This window comes from Gimesia chilikensis (genome assembly GCF_007744075.1).
In the GTDB taxonomy this organism is placed as follows: Bacteria; Planctomycetota; Planctomycetia; order Planctomycetales; family Planctomycetaceae; genus Gimesia; species Gimesia chilikensis_A.
Genome location: NZ_CP036266.1, coordinates 6024435 through 6046731 on the forward strand (window position 1 = coordinate 6024435; position 22297 = coordinate 6046731).

The window sequence follows — 22297 nt, forward strand, 5'->3', positions numbered from 1 at the left end:
GGACTCAGGCATTCCGAGGCGTGAACAGACCGGGAAACAGGCAGGGGTTCCCCGAACTTCAACAGGTTCAACACCAGTCAGACTGCCAGGCGCGATAAATTATAAAGAACATTAACGAATGTATTCTACCATACCCGGATTGACTGGGAAATCAAGTCCAGTTCGCGCGAAAAGTAGAAGGTGAGCGCTTGCAGCTTCGATTATTACGCCTGACTTAAACCTGCCGACAGAGAGAAATGGCAGGGAATCGGGAAATTATTCCCATTCAATTGTGCTGGGCGGCTTGGAGCTGATGTCATACACGACCCGGTTGATCCCCCGTACGTTGTTGGTGATCCGGGTCGACATCCGTTCCAGCACTTCGTGAGGCAGCGGAGACCAGTTCGCTGTCATGAAATCGTCCGTCTCGACGGCACGAATCGCAGCGACATCTTCATAGGTCCGTCCATCTCCCATCACACCCACAGAGCGAATCGGCAACAGCACGGCGAAGGCCTGCTTGGTCTTGCGATAGAGATTCGCCTTGTGCAGTTCTTCGATCACAATCACATCAGCTTCCCGCAGAACTTTGAGACGTTCTTCGGTCACTTCACCCAGGCAGCGAACTGCCAGTCCGGGACCGGGGAAGGGATGGCGGTAAATCAGTTCGTCAGGCAGGCCCAGTTCGTGCCCCATCTGACGGACTTCGTCCTTGAACAGTTCGCGTAGCGGCTCGATCAGTTCAAAACCCAGTTTTTCAGGCAGTCCGCCGACGTTATGGTGCAATTTGATAGTTGCAGCCTGACCGTCCTTATTGGCTCCAGACTCAATCACGTCAGGATACAACGTTCCCTGAGCCAGGAAGTGGGCGTTTTTGATCGACTTGGCTTCCTTCTGGAAGACTTCGATAAACAGGCGGCCGATGATCTTACGTTTTTCCTGGGGATCGACCACACCTTTGAGTTCCGAGAGGAACAGATCTTTCGCATCCACCACGTGCAGGTCGGTTTTGAAGTGCTCACCAAAGCGGTGCTCGACTTCATCTGCTTCCCCTTTTCGCAGCAGACCGTTATCGACGAAAATACAGGAGAGCTGCGAGCCGATGGCCTGGTACAGCAGTGCGGCTACAACGGAGGAATCAACGCCCCCGGACAGACCACAGATCACCTGCTTGTCTCCCACACGGGCCCGAATGTTTTCAACTTCCTGCTCGATCAGGTTCGAGATCTTCCAGGTCCCCTGACAGCCACACACTTTCTGTACGAAATTCGAAAGCAGCATCCCCCCGAATTCGGTATGTGTCACTTCCGGGTGGAACTGCAAACCGTATAAAGGTTTGTCGTGATGTTTGACTGCAGCGAATTGGCAGGTTTCGGTTGAAGCCAGTGAATCGAAGTGCTCACTCAGATTCTGTACCTGGTCGCCGTGGCTCATCCAGGCGATGAATTCGCTGGGTACGCCGGAAAAGAGATTCGTATGATCGCTGACCGTACAAGGCGTCCGACCAAATTCGCGGGACTCTCCGCCCCGTACTTCACACCCCTGCGAAGCACAGACCAGCTGCATCCCGTAGCAGATTCCCAGAATCGGAATCCCCAGATCAAAGATCGCCGGATCAGGCTGAGGAGCCCCTTCGCCATACACGCTGGCAGGACCGCCCGAAAGAATAATCCCCTTTGGATTCAGTTCTTTAATCCGTTCTGCAGACAGATCAGCTCGTGTCAGCAGACTGAAAACATTCTGTTCACGTACACGCCGCGTAATCAGCTGAGCGGTCTGGGATCCGAAATCCAGAACCAGAATCAACTCTTCCTGACGGGTATTCAGCAAACTCTGAGAGGGAGCATCCAGCTCGGAGACATGGGATTCAGTCATTACGTTCTCTGATAGGGCAATCGGTGATAGAAAGGGCATCAGCGGCCGGGGCGCTCAAGGCCTCTGCTGCGTTCCACTGTTCTCAGATTCAGTCCCCACGTCTCGAAAGAGAGGAGGGCTGAAAAGCAAGCCGCCATCTTAGCGATTCACCCCGCGAAATCCAATTCTGCACACGCCTTTCCAGTCAGGAAAGCAGGAATCTTTGCAGGCCAGTCAAAATACGAAAGATACAGAACATGTAGGTTTACCAGCCCCGGTTTTCAGCGATTTCCCGACTCTCAATTTGCGTATATATTTTCCACAAGAATCATGTGTAAATAGACTTACAGCAAAACCAACAGATCGGAACCCTTTGAATCATTTCTGTCGATCTGTCCGATAATTCCAGTAATCCGACTCCTGAGGGAAAATCCCGTTTGACGGAATGAGCCAGTGCACAGGGGTCCTGATCGATTTCTTCCAAGCCTCAGGGAATCGGAACCGTTTCCACTCCTTCAAACAAATATTGCCAGGAATAGATAATCATGCTTCTCCAATGGAATCGTTTTTTCACCAGACACTGTCTGGCTCTGGTCGCAGGGACCTCAATGCTCATGGCAGGAGCCGAATTACAGGCACAGGTCATCCCCGGCACAGGGACTCGTATCGATGGTTCCTGGGACGACTTCGAAGATGAATCCTGGGAATACGTGCCCAATCTGCCGAAAAGCAGTACCAACGTCGACAAACAGACCCGCTACCCATTGGGCCAGTCGACCAATGGAGTCTGGACCGAAAGTGCCAAACGCGGCCAGATGGATGTCATTCAACGCGTCCCTACTCCCGCCGGCGGTCTGCCCGGTAGCAAAGGGGCACTGCTGCTGAAAACTCTGCATACCGGCGTTCCCGGTCATGGCAGCCGGAGCAGCAATCAGGATGACCTGATCATGAACGGAACCATGGTTTCTGTCGGTTTGTCTCCGAGTGTGGTTACACGCGTTTATCTGCCCCCCTTCGAAGAATGGGAAGACAAAACCGGTACTTCATTTGGCTTCCGTGCTGCTGTGAAAGCCCCCATGAAATCCAGCACTCCCAGCCGTCGTCGCTTCTTCCGCACGATCGGTTCTTCAACCAAAATTGAAACCATTTACCTCGGGATGTTCATTCAGTTCAACAGCAAGACCGACTCTGCCAGCGGTGAAGATTCCGCTGTGTTCGTAGTTCGCGCTGACACCAGCGGCCAGGACTTCATCGGTCCCGAAATCAAACAGACCGGCTGGTGGACACTGGGTATGTCCTTCACGCCAGACGGACGGGTTCACTACTACGCCAGCCCGGGCGTCGATCCGCTGACACCGGCTGACCGTTTCGCTTCACATGCTCCCTACGGCACTCGGATCCAGTCCTTCCATACGGCGTTCTTCAACGTCTGTAATCAGGACAACGGCCGTACCTGGTCGACCGAGTGGATCATCGACGACCCCGCCATGTACTATCTGGCTCGCTGAGAACTTAGTCAGGTAATACGAAATAATAAATGATTTCAACGACGGCATACTCTCGTGAGGGTATGCCGTCGTCTGTTTTATACGTATTATGGGTGCTGGCGCTGACTTCTGTCAGTCGCGGTTTCGACCGTTGACCATCTATTGCAGGACCCTCTGAGATGTTTGAAAATAAGATCAAAACACTGCTTTCCCAGGGTGAAGTGGCACTGGGAGTCGGGATGCCCGATGCTTCGGAAATTCTCGCAAAGCTCTCCGTCGACACGGGAGTCGATTTCCTCTGGATCGATCTGGAGCACCGTCCCTACAGCGTCAACGAAGTCAAACACCTCCCGATCATCGCCCGCCGCGCCGGCTGTATGCCGATGATCCGTGTTCCCGGACTCGATCCGATCTACTTCAAGAAAGCGCTCGATATCGGCGCAAACACGATCATGGTCCCGCAGATCAACAATGCGGAAGAAGCCCGCCTGGCTGTCCAGTACGCCAAGTATCCGCCCGAAGGAACCCGGGGCGTCTCTCCCGACTGGACCATGTTCATGGACTTCTCCTTCGATGACTACCTGCCACACGCGAATGAAGAAACCGCCATCGTTGCGCAGATCGAATCTCCCGAGGGGATCGAAAACATTGAAGAAATCGCGGCCGTCGACGGCATCGATGTGATTTTCGCCGGCCCCATGGACCTCTCTGCTTCACTGGGTGTCATCGGTCAGATTCAACATCCCGACCTGCTCAAACTGCTTGCCGAAATTCCCGCGCGGGCCGCCAAGGCGAATAAACCCGCCGGCATCACCTTTGCCGACCTCGACCGTTGCCGCGAAGCGATCGACCAGGGGTATCGATTCGTCAATATCGGCTCCATCGCCAGCCTGGGTGGAATCGGCATCCGCGCCGTCCTGCCCGAACTTCGCGAGCGGGTTCGAAAATAATCTTCGGACTCCTCTGGAACACATAAACAGCATTTGATACAATCCGGTCCTTGCCCCGTTTCCGACTATGGCACTCCTGCCCTCACCACACCGGGAGAGACATCAAGATGCTGACACTGCTGGGAAAAGACCAGGCACGCGGTTCCTTTTGCGATCGTTTATCCAGGCGCAATTTTCTGCAGATCGGAAGCCTCGGGCTGTCCGGATTGACACTGCCTCGCCTGCTGCAGGCTGAATCCCAGTCTGAAAAACCGAAACGTCAGAAGTCGGTCATCATGATTTACCTGGTCGGCGGACCACCCCACCAGGATATGATCGACCTCAAACCAGAGGCCCCCAAAGAAATCGCCGGCCCCTGGCGGCCCATCGCCACCAATGTTCCCGGCATTGAAATCTGTGAAGCGTTTCCCCGCATGGCCCGGATGATGGATAAAATGGTCCTCGTCCGTTCCATCGTCGGCTCCCAGAGCGGACACGACGCCATCCAGTGCTTCAACGGACACAACCCACGCAAGCTGACTCCCCAGGGAGGCTGGCCCCAGTTCGGTTCGACTGTCGCTAAGATCCAGGGACCTTATGTTGAATCTGCGCCCCCCTTCATCAGTCTCTGCTATCCCTGCACCCACGGACCTTACAACGAACCCGGTCCCGGCTTCCTGGGACTGTCCGAGTCCCCATTCCGCCCCATGGGCCCGACGCGACACGACATGGTGCTCAACGGCATCTCTCTGGAACGTCTCGCTGATCGTAAACAACTGCTGCAGAGCATCGATAACTTCAAACGCGAAGCAGATGCCTCAGGCATGATGACCGGCCTCGACACCTTTACCGAACAGGCAATGGGCGTTCTTACCTCTTCCCAGTTGGCTGAAGCGCTGGACCTGTCACAGGAAGATCCGGAAACCGTCAAACGTTACGGCACGGGAGATCCCACCGTCTTTATCGACAGCAACGGTGCACCGCGTGTGCCACAAAGTATGCTGGTAGCCCGCCGCCTGATTGAAGCTGGTGCCCGCGTTGTCACACTCAATTACAGTAAATGGGACTGGCACGGCGGCAAGAACAACTCCATCTTCAAACGCGAAGCAGAAGACTTCCCGATCTTCGATCAATGCGTGAGTGCCCTGCTCGAAGACCTGCACCAGCGCGGGTTGTCTGATGACTGCACCGTTGCCATCTGGGGGGAATTCGGACGGACTCCCAAAATTAGCACGCAGGTCGGCCGCGATCACTGGCCCCGCGTCAATTCCGCTATCCTGTTCGGCGGCGGGATGCAGACCGGTCAGGTGATTGGCGCCACAGATCGCCTGGGAGGCGAAGCTGTCGACCGCCCGGTCACGTTCCCCGAGCTGTTTGCCACCCTGTATCACAATCTGAGTATCGACACAGAGCATACCACGCTCCTCGATTTCAGCGGCCGACCGCAGTACCTGGTCGAAGATCACGCCCGACCACTGCCCGAACTCATCTGAGGACTGGCCCGGGAAACCGGCTCTCTTTGCTCACGAGCCCGATTAAAACTTGAATCGCCGTATCAAAACGCGTTAATATAAGACGTAGCGGCGAATTCTGTCGCTCCCTCCTGAACTCGGTGCTGCGTAGGAATTTCGTGGCGCCCGCTGGCCTCAGCTGAATCAACACCAGAACTCCGACCAGGAACTCCGCGAGCATGAAGCAACTTTTTCGAATCACCTTTGCCTGCCTGCTGCTGGTCTGCCTCGCCTGTTTCTCGACTTCCGCAGAAGAACCAACCACCAACGCTACAAAGAAACCACAGTTCTCTCCCGAACAGCTGGAGTTCTTCGAAAAATCAATCCGCCCACTGCTCGCCGAACACTGCTATGCTTGCCACAGCGGACAGGCCAAACGCCTCGAAGGGGGACTGCGCCTCGATTCGCGTGCCCTGGTCATTAAAGGAGGCGATTCGGGCACTTCGATTCAGCTTAAAACTCCTCACGACAGCCTGCTGCTGGAAGCGGTGCGTTATGAATCCTTTGAAATGCCCCCCAACACTCGATTGAAACAGGCACAGATCGACGCACTGACCCGCTGGGTCGAAATGGGCCTCCCCTGGCCCGATGAGAAAGCCCCTGAAGATAACACACAGAACGAAGCTTTCGATCTCCAGCAGCGCCGCCAGGCACACTGGGCCTGGAAAGACCTGAAGCCAGTCCCTCTTCCTGCGGTTCGAAATCAGGGCTGGTCTGACCATCCCGTCGATCAGTTCATCCTCGCCGGCCTGGAAGCAAAGGAGCTCGCTCCCACCGTGGCCACTGACAGACGGACTCTACTCCGACGACTCTACTTCGACCTGATCGGCCTGCCCCCGACTCCCGCACAGATTGATGAATACCTGAATGACAAATCCCCCAATGCAACCGCGAAAGTAGTCGATCAGCTGCTTGCGTCCCCGCACTTTGGGGAACGCTGGGCCCGTCACTGGCTCGACCTGATGCGTTATGCTGAATCCCGTGGCCACGAGTTCGATAACGACGCCCCCAATGCCTGGCAGTACCGCGATTACGTGATCCGGGCTCTGAATTCCGATCTGCCCTACGATCAATTCGTCACGGAACACATCGCCGGCGACCTGTTACCCGAACCACGTCTGAACCCGGAGAGTGGTTTCAACGAATCGGTCCTTGCAACCGCCTTCTGGTTCCTGGGCGAATGGGTGCACTCTCCGGTCGATATCCGCAAAGACGAGACCGATCGCTTCGATAATGCCATCGATGTCATGACCAAATCTTTTCTGGGCATGACCGTGGCCTGTGCCCGCTGTCACGATCACAAGTTCGATGCCATCTCCACCCGCGACTATTACGCTCTCTACGGCTATCTGCAGAGCAGCAATTATCATCAGGTTCGCTTTGAATCGATGGAGCATAATCGTTCCATCGCCGCGAAGGCAGAACAGTTACATCAACGACAGCAGGCGCCGCTCAAAACGAAACTCAAAGCCGCATTCCAGGACGAAGTCCAGAAATTCTCCCGTTATTACCAGCGTGCATCAGAACTGGTCCGGCAGACACAGTCTTCCGAAAGCGAACAGCAGCTGCAGACAAAGGCTGCGAAACAGGGGCTCAATCCGGCGATCCTCAAACGCTGGGCCGCCTTCCTAATGAACAACAAGTCCGCGGAAGAGGAACTGAAGGCCGCCATCATGCTGGAGGCGGGCGTCCCCGCTTCACTGGCTCCCGCCAGTCCCTTTGGACCGGGCAAACCGGAATCGCCCGAGCGGACGATTGTCAATTATGACACCTGTTCCCCCGAAGACTTCATCGTCGACGGCTTCACCTTTGGACTGGCACCCCGTCCCCGGGGAACGCTGCTGCTCGATCCCGACAGCAAAGCACTGTCGCTCAAAGTTCAGACTGAAGGTGCCGCGATCCGCGATCCCCTCTGGAATGATCTGGAAGATGTGAAAACGCCACAGATGATCCAGAAAAACAGACTGCGTTCTTATCCCCGTGCCGGCCGGACACTCCGAACTCCCACGTTCGAAGTCAAAGGTTCCGTCGCGTACCGCGTCAAAGGTTCCTGCTGGGTCTATGCCTGCGTTGACTCACACCGCCTGCTCTTTGGTCCCCTGCACGGGTCCACTCTGAAAAAAGTTGACGCTGACAAAGCCGGTAAGCCTTTGTGGGTCTTTCATGATCTCTCCCGCTACAACGGACATCGCGTGCACCTCGAGTTCACGCCCATCGGCAAAGAGCCACTCGAAGTCTACCAGGTGAAATATGCAGCCAAGTTCCCCGAACCCGATCTGACCTCGGTCAGTCTCCAGACGCCACAGGTGCAACAGGCCTTCACAGACGCGTTTCAGGAATTCTGTGACACGACAGACAAACCTTCTTCGCAGACGACTGCATTGATCAACTGGATTCTCGCCCATCCCGACCTGTTCTCCGATCCGGAAGATTCCGACAGGAAAGCCCTGCAGCAGTCGATCCGCGATTATCAGTCCGAGCGCGATCAACTGCAGAAACAGATTCAAAACAAATCCCGCACCGCGATGGCCATCATGGATGGCAGTGCTGAGAACGACCACGTCCTGATTCGGGGCAGCCACCAGAATCAGGGCCCTGTCGTAGAACGTCGTTTCCTGGAAGCCCTCGAAGGAACCAGTCCCCAGGTTACCGGCAGCGGACGTCTGGAACTGGCCCGGGAAATCAACGATCCTGCCAATCCCCTGACACACCGCGTGATTGTCAACCGCATCTGGGCACATCTGTTTGGACGGGGAATCGTCCCCAGTGTCGATAACTTCGGCGTGCTGGGTGAGCGTCCTTCGCATCCGGAACTGCTCGACTTCCTGGCACTGAAATTCCTCGAACAGGACCGTTCGATCAAACAGATGATCAAGTACCTGGTCCTCTCGAAAACTTACCAGCAGGCCAGTCAGACATCCCTGGATGTCGCCGAGATCGATCCGGACAATGTCCTGCTTTACAAAATGCCGCTGAAGCGACTCGAAGGCGAAGCGATCCGCGATGCCCTGCTCAGCATTTCCGGAAGACTGCAGCCTGAGCTGTACGGCCCCTCGGTTCCCATCCACCTCACGAAGTTCATGGATGGACGCGGCAAGCCGCCGGTCAACGGCCCCCTGGATGGAGAGGGCAGACGTTCCGTCTATATCCAGGTCCGTCGCAATTTTCTCTCGCCGATGATGCTGGCTTATGATACTCCCAGCCCCTTCAGCACGATGGGCCGCCGCAACGTCTCCAACGTGCCCGCCCAGGCTCTGATCATGATGAACGATCCGTTCGTGATCCAGCAGGCTCGCCTCTGGGGAGAACACATCGCCGCGAATCCCAAATTAACGACAGATCAGGAACGCATCCGCTGGATGTATGAATCGGCCCTGGGGCGTCCACCGGCGCAGGCCGAGTTACAGGCTGCTGAGCAGTTCCTGCAGGCTCAGAGAACGACAAACCCGGCAGCACAACCCGCAGAAACCTGGGGTGAGCTGGGACATGTCATCTTTAATCTCAAAGAATTTATCTACGTCTTCTAATATCAGGAAAGTCGGCAGCATGCATTGTGGCCAATTTCGATACCAGTTCACTCGCCGTCAAATGCTCCAGCAGTGCGCGAACGGCTTCGGCGCCGCCGCCCTGACGGCCCTGCTGCAGGACCGCGCGTTCTCCGGAGTGACAGCGGAGAGAACCCACTTTCCAGCCAAAGCGAAAAACGTCATCTTCCTCTACATGGATGGCGGACCTTCGCAGGTCGATACCTTCGACCCCAAACCAATGCTTTCCAAATACAATGGCAAAAGCCCGGGCGATTTTTTCAAAGTCGAAGACACCCAGTTCGACAACGTCGGTAAAGTGCTCGAAAGTCCCTGGAAATTTAAAGCCTACGGCGAGAGCGGGATTCCCGTCAGCGATCTCTTCCCGCAGGTCGGTTCCTGTATCGATGACATCGCCGTCATTCGCTCAGTCGTCTCGAACTTTCCCGAACATACCTTTGCCAATTACTTCCTGCACACCGGCAGCGGTCTGCAGGGACGCCCCAGTATGGGTGCCTGGGTCAACTATGGTCTGGGCACTGAATGCCAGAACCTGCCCGGCTTTGTGGTCATCAACGGCGGACTGATTCCCCCCGGCGGTCTCGACTGCTTCAACAGTGGCTTTCTCCCCGCCAGCTTCCAGGGCTCAGTCTTCAAGCCGGGAGGCAGCGGTATTGCCAACGTGGAACGCCAGGAAAAGACCAGCCGCACCCAGGTGGAAAAACTGAAACTGATGCAGCAGCTGGACCGGTTCAAACAACAGGAGACCGGCAGGCACGACGAAATTGACTCCGCGATCTCCAATTATGAACTCGCCTACAAAATGCAGATGGCGATTCCCGATCTGATGTCGTTCGAAAGCGAAAGCAAGCCAACGCTCGAACTCTACGGATTCAATGAGGAATACGAGCCCACACGCACTTTCGCAGCCGAGTGTCTGCTCGCACGCCGGCTGGTCGAACGGGGCGTGCGGTTCGTCGAACTGACCTGTCCCAACGTGAAAGGAGACCGCTGGGATCAGCACAGCAATCTGAAACTCCATCACGCTAACAATGCCCGGGCGGTCGACCAGCCCATCGCGGGGCTGCTCAAAGATCTCAAACAGCGCGGGCTGCTCGATTCCACGCTGGTCATCTGGGGAGGCGAATTCGGCCGCACCCCCTTCGCCCAGGGAACCAACGGTCGCGATCATAATCCATTCGGTTTTACCATGTGGATGGCCGGCGGCGGTGTCAAAGGGGGCACCACTTACGGGACGACCGATGAATGGGGCTATAAAGTTGTCGAAAATCGCGTTGAGATCCACGACATTCATGCCACGATGCTGCACCTGCTGGGACTGGATCATACCAGATCCACGTTCCGCTTTGGTGGACGGGATATGCGTCTGACCGACGTCCATGGACACGTCGTGCACGATGTCATTGCCTGAGTGAGTTGAAACAATCTAATCTGTATCCGTTTCGAAAGGCACTCCGATGAAACAGTTCCTGCGCCCGTTCTGTTCGACCCTGGTTCTACTCTGTGTGGCTCTCTCCGTGGCATCTGCCGAGGACTGGCCCGCCTTTCGTGGTCCCCGGGGAAATGGCATCTCACAGGAAACGGGAGTCCCCCTCAAATGGAGTCAGACCGAGAACATCCTCTGGAAAGTGCCGCTGCCTGCAGCTGGTAACAGCAGCCCCATCGTCTCTAACGGACGCGTATTCATTACCTGTGCCGAGAATGAGGGTCGCCAGCGGAGCCTTTACTGTTTCGACCGCAAGAACGGCAAGCAGCTCTGGATGCGGACCGTCAACTTTGACAAGGTGAAGCCCACCCACAAAACCAATAATTACTGCGGTTCGACTCCCGTCGCGAATGGCAAACGCGTCGTCGTCTGGCACAGTTCAGCCGGTCTGTACTGTTACGACTTTGACGGCAACGAAGTCTGGCACCGCGATCTGGGTGAGTTCGATCACATGTGGGGCTACGGTGTTTCTCCAGTCCTGCATGAGGGAAAAATCATTCTGCACTGCGGTCCCGGGAAGCGGGTCTTCATGACCGCCATCGATCTGGAGAGTGGCAAAACGATCTGGGAAACCGATGAACCCGTCGAAAATAACGGCGAGCGAAATAACGATCGCAAATACATGGGTTCCTGGAGTACCCCCGTAATCGCCCGTATCAACGATCGCAGCCTGGTTATCTGCAGCATGTCCCTCCGCGTGAACGCCTATGACCCCGAAACGGGTGACATCGTCTGGAGCTGTTCCGGGCTCCGGGGACAGAAAGGGGACTTATGCTATACCTCTCCTGTGCTGGCAGATCAGATCTGCGTCGCCATGGGTGGCTTCAACGGACCCGCGATCGGCTTCCGCATGCAGGGGACGGGTGACATTACTGAGTCCGCCCGACTCTGGCGTAAGGAACCGAATCCGCAACGCATCTCCACCGGAGTGTTTACTGCAGACCACATCTTCACGGCCAACGCCGGACCGAATATTGTGCAATGCATCAATCCGCAAACCGGCGAGATTGTCTGGCAGGAACGTTCCGGTGGTGCCGCCTGCTGGGGATCTCTGATCCTGGCTGACGGCCACCTGTTCGTCACCGACCAACAGGGAACAACGCATGTCTTCAAGCCGAATGCGGAACGATTTGAAACGTTCGCTCAGAACAAACTGGGCGAACGCAGCAATTCCACACCCGCGTTCTCAGACGGGCAGATCTTCATCCGCACGTTCCAGCATCTGTACTGTATCGGCAACTGAAGCAGCAGCGAGCGGCTGATTACCAGAGCTCGATTTCCAGCTCGAGATCGACGCCGAACTTTTCAGAGACGGTATTCTGCGCGAGGTTGATCAGGTCGAGCACATTCTCCGTCGTCGCACTTTCATCATTGATGATAAAGTTCGCGTGACGGTCGCTGATTTCGGCTCCCCCGATGCGGGTCCCTTTGAGGCCCGCCTGTTCAATCAGAGCCCCGGCGTGCATCCCGCGCGGATTTTTGAAGATACAGCCCGCAGACTGGTGTGTGAGAGGCTGGTTCGCCTTCTTCATGATCCAGTTCTTTTTCATGCGTTCAGTCAGTTCATCTGCATCAGCCTGCTGCAATTCGAAGGTCGCCTCCAGAATCGCCAGCTCATTGATGCTGCTTTCCCGGTAGCTGAAACTGAGTTCATCTGCGGTCCGCACGAACTTTTCCCCCCGGGCGGTCAGCACAGATACGGATTTGGCGAACTGGCCAATGTCACCGTTGTGACCGCCGGCATTGCCATGCAGTGCACCACCAACCGTACCGGGAATCCCCACCAGCCCTTCCAGGCCGGCCAGTCCCTCTTTGACGGTCTGTGAAACCAGGTTCGAGAGCAGTGCCCCCGCTCCCGAGGTGACGGTTGTCCCCTCGATGCTGATCTGGGCGAATTCCTGATCATGAATACGGATGACGGCACCTTGTACGCCGGAATCCTTGATCAGAATATTGGATCCGCCCCCAAAGACGCGTACAGGAATTTCATTTTCTGCACAGCATTTGACGACCGCCTGCAGTTCATCCGCGTTCCGTGGCTCCAGAAAGAACTGGGCCGGACCGCCGATTTTGAACCACGAGTATTTCGCCAGGGGTTCGGAATGTTTAAGAATGTCTTTGAAGTCTTCGATTGAACTCATGATGGATCCGATTTATTTCGCCAGCACCCATAGTTATGATGATATCACCAGATTGAGCCTCAGTCTCTAAAGTTGAGACGATCTGGTCAAGGGAACTGCCGAATCTGACCGCAGCATTATGCAGAAGAATTCGCTGAACAAGCTCTTTTGACGTATCAACGGGCTCCGTTCCCAGCTTTTCCCGGGCTGCATACACCGGAGCAATCAGTACTTCGTCCGCCAGTCGAAAACTGCGGGAGTAAGAATCCATCATGGCCTGCGTCCGCGAGACCTGATGCGGTTCATAAACACACCAGACCTTGCGATCCGGATATTCCTGCCTCAACAGGTTGAGGGTCGCCTGAATCGCAGTCGGATGGTGTGCATAATCGTCGATCAGAGTGATGCCCTTGTAAGAGCCTCTCTGCTCGTAGCGACGACGAATCCCCGGAAACTGGTAGATTCCTTCGCGAATGTCTTCGGCAGGGACTCCCGCCGAGTGACAGAGAATCGCGGCGACCATCGCGTTACTCACATTGTGGCGGCCCCGTTTCTGCAGGGAAATCTCAGAAAAGTACTCACCCTTGTAGAACATTCGGAAACGCTGACCGTAGGTGGTCTGCTTGATGTCTGTGGCCCACCAGTCTGCTTCCTCTTCCAGTGAAAACGTTGCGATTTTTGCCAGACAGGCTGTGCGAATTTCCACGGCGCCGCGACAGGCTGCCGGCATGATCAATGTTCCGTCAGCCGGAATCCGGGCTACGAACTCGGCATACGCGGAGGTCATATCATCCTGATTCTTAAAGTAATCGAAATGATCGGGCTCAATGTTAGTAATGGCTGCATAATAGGGGTAGAGATTCAGAAAACTCCGCTGGTATTCACAGCTTTCCGCTACAAATAAAGGACCTGCTCCTGCCCAGCCATTCAGGTTCTGGTTACAGAGTTCGGCTCCAATTACGGCCGAAGGGGAAACGCCGGCATTCTCCAGTACAAATGCCGTCAGTGCGGTAGTGGTGCTTTTTCCGTGGGTTCCTGCGATACAGACGCCCTGCTTCTGCCGCATCAGGTTGCCCAGCATCTGTGTGTAGGAGAGCTGGGGAATTCCCATGCGCTGCGCGAAACGCCGTTCGGGGTTTGCCAGTCCGATCGCCGGGCTGTAGATCAGCACGTTGGTCCCTTCCGGAACGAAACGTTTGTCATGCCCCTGATGGACCCGGTAGCCGCCTGCCTGTAAGGCCTGATCCGTCGGCAGCGCAGGACTCATATCCGAGCCGGTCACGCGGCAACCGGCGCTGGCCAGGTATTCCGCGAGTGCTTTCATCCCGGATCCACAAATGCCGACCAGGTGCGCAGAGGCAGGTAATCCGGCAGAGTCGAGCCGAAAATCCTGATTCAAGATTCCCTGTTGATGCGTATTCGTTTTTGACAGGATCATAGTCGCCTTAATGTCTATCTGAGGCCCCGACAGGTTATTCCCGCTGGCATCAGTACCGGCGGGTTTTGATCTCGGTAGAATCACTCCGAAATCCCACGACTCTCTCTATCGGGAATCACTGCGTGCGGAATCCATTGGTTATGACATTTGTTTCGACTGGATAAACATTATCGAATAACAGGATCCTGTTGCATCAAGCCGGTCATCTGGAGAAACTTGAGAAGATAGACAGCTATAGCTGGGTTTTACTGAAATCCGTTTCATTTCCCTGATTTCTGCACAATTTTTCCAGGATCTTATAATTCTTTACCGGCTGCGATACAATGCATTATGCCTCGAAATGGATTCTGTCTGAAGAGCAATTTCCAGGTCCGCAGTCTCGATCGTCTGCTGTTCAACAGAATATCCCTGAAAGGAGTTACCAATGCAGAGCCCCGCTTTCGATCCACAGCACGCGCATCGCCACTTTGCGGCGACCTGTTTCAATAAGACCTGGGAATATCTGGATAAGACAGATCGCACCGCTGCTGAAAATCTGGCCATGATTTCTGCCTGCCACGCCTCGCACTGGCACTGGGCGCAATACGACGAACATACGCCGGAAAACATTTCGATCGCTTACTGGCAGCTGGCCCGGGTCTATGCGGTCACCAATCAACCCAGCAATGCGTTCAGCTACGCCATGCTCTGCCTGAAAGTTACGCAGGACAACCATCTTAAGCCGTTTTGCCTGGCCTATGCCTACGAAGCCCTGGCCCGAGCCGCTTCCGTCGCCAATAAGCCCGAAGAAGTGGAAACATACAAACAACAAGCAAAAAATATTGCGGAATCGGACCTCGAAGGAGATGAAAAACAGCAATTGCTGGATGATCTGAATACAATATAAGAGAGAAGCCCTCTCTCTCATGAGGATTTCAGCAGACACGTCCTATTGTTTTTCCATTCTTAGACAGCACTTATGCAAACGCTGAAACGAGCCCTGGAAGCCTATTTTGATATCCCCGCTGCCGGGCCGGGTCAGGGTTCTGCCTGGAATTTCCACTGGAATACTCCCTGGCCAGCCTGGATGCCCGACTGGATCGTTCTGCTGCTGGCCTCGGGCATTGTGCTCCTGCTGGTCTACGCCTACCTCAAAGATACAGCTCACCTCGATCTGAAAAAGAAAAGCCTGCTGATCGGCATTCGACTGATCGTATTCCTGATTGTCGTATTGTTCCTCACCCGCTTTACGCTGACGATTCATCGCACGGGTCTGCCTTTTGTGGCACTGTTGATTGATGATTCCGCCAGCATGGGACTCGAAGACAATTACACAGGCACCCCGGAGATGAGCCCCGCCAACCTGAAAGAGTTTGAAGGCAAACCGCGGCTCGCGCTCGCCCGAGACCTGCTGTTGAAAGACGACGCCCGCTTCCTCACCGAGCTGCAGCGGAAACATAAACTGCGTCTGTATCACTTTTCCGAAGACTGCCTCCCCCTGGGTGATCCGGATTTTTTCGACCAGACCAACCAGCAGTCCACACAGGAAACACTCAAACAACTGGTTCCTACCGGTAAAGAGACGCGGCCTTACCACGCGGTGCAGAAAGTTCTCAACGATTTTCGTGGCACACCGCCGACGGCGATCATTGTCCTGAGTGATGGCATCTCCAGTACGGGAGAACTGGATCGCCTGTCCCGCGCCGCTCCTCTGGCCAAGTCGAAGCTGGTTCCCATCTTTCCGGTCGGCATTGGCAGCGAGCAACCCGTGCGTGACCTGCAGTTATACGATCTGCTCGTGGACGATGTGGCCTTCGTGAACGATCCGGTCAATCTGTCTGCCAAAGTTAAAACATTCGGCATCAATTCCGGTACGCTCTCCCTGGTATTGAAGGATGCCAAGACCGGCAGTCCCCTGGCCACGCGTCAGATTCCGGTCAATTCCCGCAAAGAGTTTCAGAAAATTGAGCTCACCTTTACTCCCACGACACCCGGGCTGTTTGAATACGAATTCGAAGTCGAGCCGGTCGAAGGGGAAGTCAATCAGAAAAACAATCAGCAGAGCGGCCAGGTTTCGGTCCTGGATCAGAAGATCCGGGTGCTGCTCGTCGATTCGGTTCCACGTTATGAATATCGTTATCTGAAACATCTGCTCGAACGGGATAAGACCATCGAGCTCCGCAGCATCCTGCAGGAATCGGATCTGGAATACTCGTCGGAAGACACCACGGCACTCGATTACTTCCCGGTCAAAAAAGAAGACCTCTACCAGTATGATGTCGTGATTCTGGGAGATGCCGATCCGGCTTACTTCAGCCAGGCCGTCTTCGAAAACCTCGATCAGTTCGTCAGAGAAAAAGGGGGCGGACTGATCGTCGTAGCCGGCCCCCGGTTTTCCCCGCAGGCGTACTTCAACACCCCCTTGCAGGGTCTGCTGCCGGTCGAGATATCCAAGGCCGCTCCCAACGCAGAATATGCCCCCGTGATCGAAGGTTTTCAGCCAGAGTTGACCACCGAAGGGCAGTTCAGCACATCCATCTTCCGCTTTGCCGACAGTGCTGAAGAAAGCCAGCGTATCTGGAACAGGCTTCCGGAACTCTACTGGTTTTTTACCGCTGACGACGTCAAACCCGGTGCAACGGTCTTCGCCATCCATCCCACCCAGAAGGGCAAGGACGGAAAGCCGATCCCCATTATCTCAACGCAGCGCGTGGGAGCCGGCAAGGTGATTTTCAACGCCACCGACGATCTCTGGCGGTGGCGGGACCTGGTAGGTGACCTGTACTATTCCCGTTACTGGGTTCAGGCCATTCGCTACCTGAGTCGTTCAAAGCTGCTCAACCAGGAACAGGCCATCGAACTCACCCTGGATCGTAAAACATACCAGCAGGGAGATACGGTCCAGTTTCGCGTCAAGTTTCTCGACGAACGACTAATCCCGGGCGACTCTGAACCGGTCACGGTCATGCTCGAGCGCAAAGGGGAAGCGTCGCGGCCCGTACAGCTGACGCCCCGGGAAACCGCCCCCAATATTTTTGAGGGCAGTTATTCGAACATCCCGGAAGGCGCTTATCATACCTGGGTCGCACATCCCATCCTGGAAGGGACGCCCCCCTCAGACGATTTTCGAGTCGAAATTTCCCAGCAGGAACTGTTGAACCGGGATATGGATCGCAGCGATCTGCAGAAAACAGCCCGCGAAACCCGCGGAACGTATTTTCATATCCTGGACGCGGAACAATTGCCGGAAGCGGTTCCCGCCGGTCATCCGATTCCACTGGAAAATGAAGAACCGATCCCGCTCTGGAATCGCTGGGAATTTCTGATTCTCTTCACTTTGCTGATCTCGGTAGAATGGCTCTTAAGAAAACGTTTTCGACTGGTATAATAATCCTTTAGCGTTCTGTCTCCTAATTGGCTGAATCCATAAACATGTCTCATTCCATTCGAGCACAACTCGAGCATCTGCACCAGAAGATCCGACAGCTTATCTGGCTGAACGGGGTCTGCTGGGGGCTGACGATCCTGCTCGCTCTGGGGTTGCTCGCCGTCGCACTGGACTGGAGTCTGAATATCACCGACCCCGCGATTCGGCTCATCCTGGGTCTGAGCATTGGGGCGGCCCTGGTCTCGACGGTCTGGAAACGACTGCTGATCCCCTTAAAGACCCCCATCACCGATCTGGACCTGGCACTTAAAATTGAAAAACGCTATCCGGCTCTGAAAGACAGTTTTTCGAGCAGCATCGAATTCGAAAACCAACCGGCGGCGCATTACGCAGGCTCTGCCCAGATGCGACAGGCCGTCATTCAGGAATCCTACCAGCGGGCAGCCCAGATCAATTTTCTGGAACTGATTGATACCCACCCGATTCGCAAAGTTATGATTTCGGCAGCCCTGCTCTGCCTGCTGGTGTCGGGTCTCGCGATCCTGCATCCCCGGCAGGTCATGCTGGGCTTTCAGCGTCTGATACTCCCCTTCTCCGCTCCGGAGTGGCCTCAGAGTGTGGAACTGCTGATTCTGGATGAAAATCTGGTGCCCATCGAAACCAGCCCCGGCAATCCGTATCAGGTTGTGGAAGGACAGACGTTTCAGTTCTTTGTCGAAAACCGCAAAGGCGCTCCGCCCGAAGACCTGATGCTTGAGTATCAGAACAGCCAGCAGTCCCAACTCCGCCCGCAGATCTATTCTGAGCCGCTGCGAATTGTTTCGGTCCCCGACACCGCCACCGGCGTGGAACGCGATCTGGGAACCGGTTCCCTCGTGGTCTCCAGTAAAACACTCAAACTGAGAGCGGTTGGCGGCGATGACACCAGCATGCCCTGGCTGACAATTGAGTCGGTCCCCCCGACCACCATCAAGCTCGAGAAGGTCACACTCACTCCCCCGGAATATTCGCAACAGAAAGAAACCAGCCTGCCCGCGGGCATTGGTCATTTCAAAGCGCTCGTAGGAACCAGGGTCCAGATCGCAGCCAGTTCGAATAAATTGCTCAAATCGGTCGCGCTACGCGTGAAAGATCAGCCGCCTAAATCTGTGCAACTGGATCAGGACCGCAGGCATTTCACAACTGAATTTACCGTGACGGAACCAGGCACCTATTCCTACTGGTTCGACATCGAGAACGATCAGGGATTCCGTCCTCCCTCGCCCGATCGATATGAAATCACGGCGGTCCTCGATGCGCTGCCCGAGGTCTTTCTGGAAAAACCCGACACCGACCTGCAGGTCACGCCCGACGCTCAGATCCCATTGGCGGTCGCGATCCGCGATGACCTCGGCATCGCCAGTGCATTGATTCGCTATCAAAAATCGTCACGCGAAGAATCACTCTCACGGGCACTCCGTACAGATCGTCCCACGGAAACGTTTCCACTCGGATTCCAATCGCAGCAGCCGGCTACGGATGTGATCATCAAAGAGAACTGGAACCTGGCAGAGCTCTCTCTGGAAGAAGGCGACCGGATCATTTTCCGCGCGGAAGCCACCGACTTCTTTCAACCAATTATATCCGGGGAAACCGAAAGTGGTGTCAAAACTGACCCGCATACCGGCAGCAGTATTTCGCGTGTGCTGACGATTGTCAGCCCCGACTATAAATCAAACGAGTTGGTCAACCGTCATGCACAGTTACTGGAAGAACTGACGCGTGTGCTCAAAGACCAGCGACTGCTCAATACGGAGATCAAGGATGTGCAGCATCAGCTGGAACGCGTCGGTCAGGCACGCACACAGGAGCTCGACACCATCAAGCAGGTCGAGATGGACCAGAAGCGGGTCGCTTCCCAGCTGGCCAGCCCGCGTACCGGCCTGGAACCGCGCGCGAAAGAACTGCTGCAGGAACTGGAATGGAACCGTCTTCAGGACCCAGGCATGCAACAGCGCCTGACGGAACTAAGTACCGAGCTCTCCCGGCTGAACCAGGAACTCTTTCCGCAGATCCAGGAACAGATGACGCAGGCCCGTAAGAAACTGCAGTCCTCTGTCGATCAGGCCCCCGAATCAAAGGATGACCAGAAACAGAAACCGGCTGCCGGAAAACAGACATCAACGGACCAGGCTCCCGCGAAAAAATCAGACCGTGATGCAGAACCACTGGAAGCCCTGACCAGAGCCGAACAGGGACAGCGGCAGGTGATCGACCGGTTGGGTACGATGCTGCAGTCACTCTCACAGTGGCAGAAGACCCGGGACCTGGTCTCCGAACTGGACGAACAGATCGCACAACAATCCGAAATTCAGGAACAGACCACGGAACTGGCCAAACGCACGATCACCCGTTCGTTTTCCAACCTGAATCTGCAGGACCAGGCCGACCTCGAAAAACTGGCCAGCCGCCAGGAACGACAGTCAGACCAGTTCAAATCCTTCCGTGACCTGCTGGATAACATCCAGGCGGAATCAAAAGCGAATTCCCAGACCGACCAGTTTGAGAAGCAGGCGGCCCTTGATTTCCTGCGGAAACAGTCGTTACCCGAAAAAATGCGACAAACGGCAGACCGACTCAAGCAGAACCAGGTGGGACAGGCGATCCAGGAACAGCAGCAGATTCAGGAGTCGATGCAGAAACTCAAAGACATCTTTGAGAACCAGGCAGAGGAATCTCCCGACCAGCTGATCAAGAAGCTGAAACAGTCCGAGCAGGAACTCAGCCAGTTGAAGCAGAAACAACAGGACCTGCTGCAGAAACTGAAGACGGCTGCACAGGACACGAACAAGTCAGAGCTGAAAAAAGAGCTGGAGCAACTCGCCAAACAGGAGCAGGCACTCAAGCAGCAACTGGACCAGTTGGAAAACCAGTTGCAGAAACTGAGCCTGCACCGGGCCTCCGATTCAGTTCGCCGTGCCAGCCAGCGACTGTCTAAAGTCAATGACTCCCTGAGCCAGGGACAGACAGGTCAGGCCGAACAGGAAATGCGCGAATCACTGGATGACCTCGAACAGGCCCAGCGCGAACTGGCTTCACGCAGACAGGAACTGGAAGAAACCCTCGCATTCGAGGAGTTCACAAAACTCGAATCGGAAATCGAGTCCCTGATCGAACGTCAACAGGCTGTGATTACCGAAACCAACCGCCTCGAAACAGTACGTAAAGAACGTGGCCGCTGGTCGCGGGGACAGCTCAAGTCACTCAGACAGCTCGCGGAAGCTGAGCGTGATTTACAAAACCAGACACAAACCTTCGTCGATAAGATGGCAGCGGCTCCGGTCTTTGGACTGGCGATTCGCAAAGTTCGCGATCAACTGGAAATCGCAGTGATCCGACTGGAAGAGCGACTCACGGACGAGGAAACCCTGGCCGCAGAAACCGGTGCCCAGAACAGGCTGAAGGAAATTCTGGCGATCCTCAAATATCGCAAGAGTATGCCGAATCAGGAATCAGGCGACGGTACACCATCACAACAGATGCCCACCGATCAGATTCCACTGGTGGCCCAGCTGCGGCTGCTCAAACTGCTTCAGGAAGAACTCCTGCAGCAGACGACTCGCTTTAATGAATCCGTCGATCAGCAGAAAGAGCTGACACCCGAGCAACAGGAACTGCGTAAACGTCTCTCCCGGGATCAGGCCGACCTGGCAGAACTGTCGCAGGAACTGATGTCACTTTTTATCGGCTCCCAGTCTGACGAATCAGAACCATTACCCGAGACTGTCCCATGAAATGCGTTGCCCTACCACAGACGATTCGCACGCTGTGCCTGCTCTATCTGGCCGGACTCGCCGTGTTTCTGTACTCTCCGAAACTGCACGCTGCAGATGAACTGCTGAAAAAGAAAACCAAATCTCAACCGACTGAGACAGAAAATCCGGATAAACAAAAAGAGAATAAGCTCAAACTTCCGGAGACGAAGCTGGATCTCCCCGACCCGGATAAGCTCCCCAAAGCCAAACCCGGAAATCAATTACCAGTTGAACCAATCATCAAAGAAATGCAACGGGCCAGCAAATTGATTTCCGAACAGAAGACCGGAAAAGAAACCCAGCAGATTCAGCGCGAGGTGGTGCGGAACCTGGAAGAGCTGATTCAACTGATCGAGTCGAGCCCCGGCAAAACCATCCAACGCATGAGTTCGGGGAAAGAATCGGAATCCTCTCAACAGTCCGAGCAGAAACAGGCACAGAAAGACCAGCAGGGTAAGAACCAGCAGAAAGGGGAACAGCTCTCGCAGGGGCCGGCAAAGGAATCGACTGACCGACAGAATCAGGGAAAAGCGACCTCAGGTCAACTCGCGGACCGGAACGCGTATATCAAAGATGCCTGGGGACACTTGCCTCCCGCGATGCGACAACAGCTTTTGAATATCTACACGGAAAAATTTCTTCCCCGCTACGAGGATCAGGTTAAGCGTTATTATGAAGCGTTGGCCGAAAAAAACAGACAACAGCGCTGAACCTGTTCGTCTATTGATTCCCCTCCCATAAAAAAAGCGGCCTCAGGTCGTTGATCGGAGGCCGCTCGCTGTGTCGT

General features: G+C 55.1%; 13 protein-coding genes. 10 read left to right on the forward strand and 3 right to left on the reverse strand.

What is annotated here, in order from left to right:
- Positions 1-255 precede the first annotated feature (255 nt).
- On the reverse strand, positions 256-1854 hold the full coding sequence (guaA, locus tag HG66A1_RS22625) for a glutamine-hydrolyzing GMP synthase (protein WP_197996754.1): 1599 nt from the start codon (positions 1852-1854) through the stop codon (positions 256-258).
- A gap of 524 nt (positions 1855-2378) precedes the next feature.
- On the opposite strand from guaA, the gene HG66A1_RS22630 reads away from it, so the two are divergent.
- The 6 genes from HG66A1_RS22630 (at position 2379) to HG66A1_RS22655 (ending at position 12034) form a co-directional block, all read left to right on the forward strand.
- Positions 2379-3341: a hypothetical protein gene (locus HG66A1_RS22630; RefSeq protein ID WP_145189400.1), complete on the forward strand. Its 963-nt coding sequence runs from the start codon at positions 2379-2381 to the stop codon at positions 3339-3341.
- Between the two features lie 158 nt (positions 3342-3499).
- Complete coding sequence (locus HG66A1_RS22635; protein ID WP_145042615.1) at positions 3500-4270, forward strand: HpcH/HpaI aldolase family protein; 771 nt, start codon at positions 3500-3502, stop codon at positions 4268-4270.
- 107 nt (positions 4271-4377) lie between these two features.
- Positions 4378-5742 (forward strand): DUF1501 domain-containing protein, encoded by a 1365-nt coding sequence (locus HG66A1_RS22640; protein ID WP_145189403.1) that lies wholly within the window; start codon positions 4378-4380, stop codon positions 5740-5742.
- 197 nt (positions 5743-5939) lie between these two features.
- On the forward strand, positions 5940-9287 hold the full coding sequence (locus HG66A1_RS22645; RefSeq protein WP_145189406.1) for a PSD1 and planctomycete cytochrome C domain-containing protein: 3348 nt from the start codon (positions 5940-5942) through the stop codon (positions 9285-9287).
- Between the two features lie 19 nt (positions 9288-9306).
- Complete coding sequence (locus HG66A1_RS22650) at positions 9307-10716, forward strand: DUF1501 domain-containing protein (RefSeq protein ID WP_145189408.1); 1410 nt, start codon at positions 9307-9309, stop codon at positions 10714-10716.
- 46 nt (positions 10717-10762) lie between these two features.
- Positions 10763-12034: a PQQ-like beta-propeller repeat protein gene (locus HG66A1_RS22655; RefSeq protein ID WP_145189411.1), complete on the forward strand. Its 1272-nt coding sequence runs from the start codon at positions 10763-10765 to the stop codon at positions 12032-12034.
- Positions 12035-12053: 19 nt separating this feature from the next.
- On the opposite strand, the gene murB is transcribed toward HG66A1_RS22655, so the two are convergent.
- Both murB and murC read right to left on the reverse strand, forming a co-directional pair.
- Complete coding sequence (murB, locus tag HG66A1_RS22660; protein ID WP_145189414.1) at positions 12054-12932, reverse strand: UDP-N-acetylmuramate dehydrogenase; 879 nt, start codon at positions 12930-12932, stop codon at positions 12054-12056.
- Complete coding sequence (gene murC / locus HG66A1_RS22665) at positions 12898-14349, reverse strand: UDP-N-acetylmuramate--L-alanine ligase (RefSeq protein WP_145189417.1); 1452 nt, start codon at positions 14347-14349, stop codon at positions 12898-12900. The genes murB and murC overlap by 35 nt, the downstream gene beginning before the upstream one ends.
- Before the next feature lie 424 nt (positions 14350-14773).
- Here murC and HG66A1_RS22670 point away from each other — a divergent pair, with 424 nt between their 5' ends.
- From HG66A1_RS22670 to HG66A1_RS22685, 4 genes are all read left to right on the forward strand, one after another.
- Positions 14774-15235, forward strand: coding sequence for a hypothetical protein (locus tag HG66A1_RS22670; protein WP_145189420.1), 462 nt, complete (start codon positions 14774-14776; stop codon positions 15233-15235).
- Between the two features lie 72 nt (positions 15236-15307).
- Positions 15308-17716 carry a hypothetical protein gene (locus HG66A1_RS22675; protein ID WP_145189423.1) on the forward strand — a complete coding sequence of 803 codons (2409 nt, stop codon included), beginning with the start codon at positions 15308-15310 and terminating at the stop codon, positions 17714-17716.
- A 44-nt stretch (positions 17717-17760) separates the two neighbouring features.
- Positions 17761-21489: a DUF4175 family protein gene (locus tag HG66A1_RS22680; protein ID WP_145189426.1), complete on the forward strand. Its 3729-nt coding sequence runs from the start codon at positions 17761-17763 to the stop codon at positions 21487-21489.
- A complete protein-coding gene (locus tag HG66A1_RS22685) occupies positions 21486-22220 on the forward strand; it encodes a hypothetical protein (protein WP_145189429.1) in 735 nt (244 codons plus the stop codon). The genes HG66A1_RS22680 and HG66A1_RS22685 overlap by 4 nt, the downstream gene beginning before the upstream one ends.
- The last annotated feature ends 77 nt before the right edge of the window (positions 22221-22297 follow it).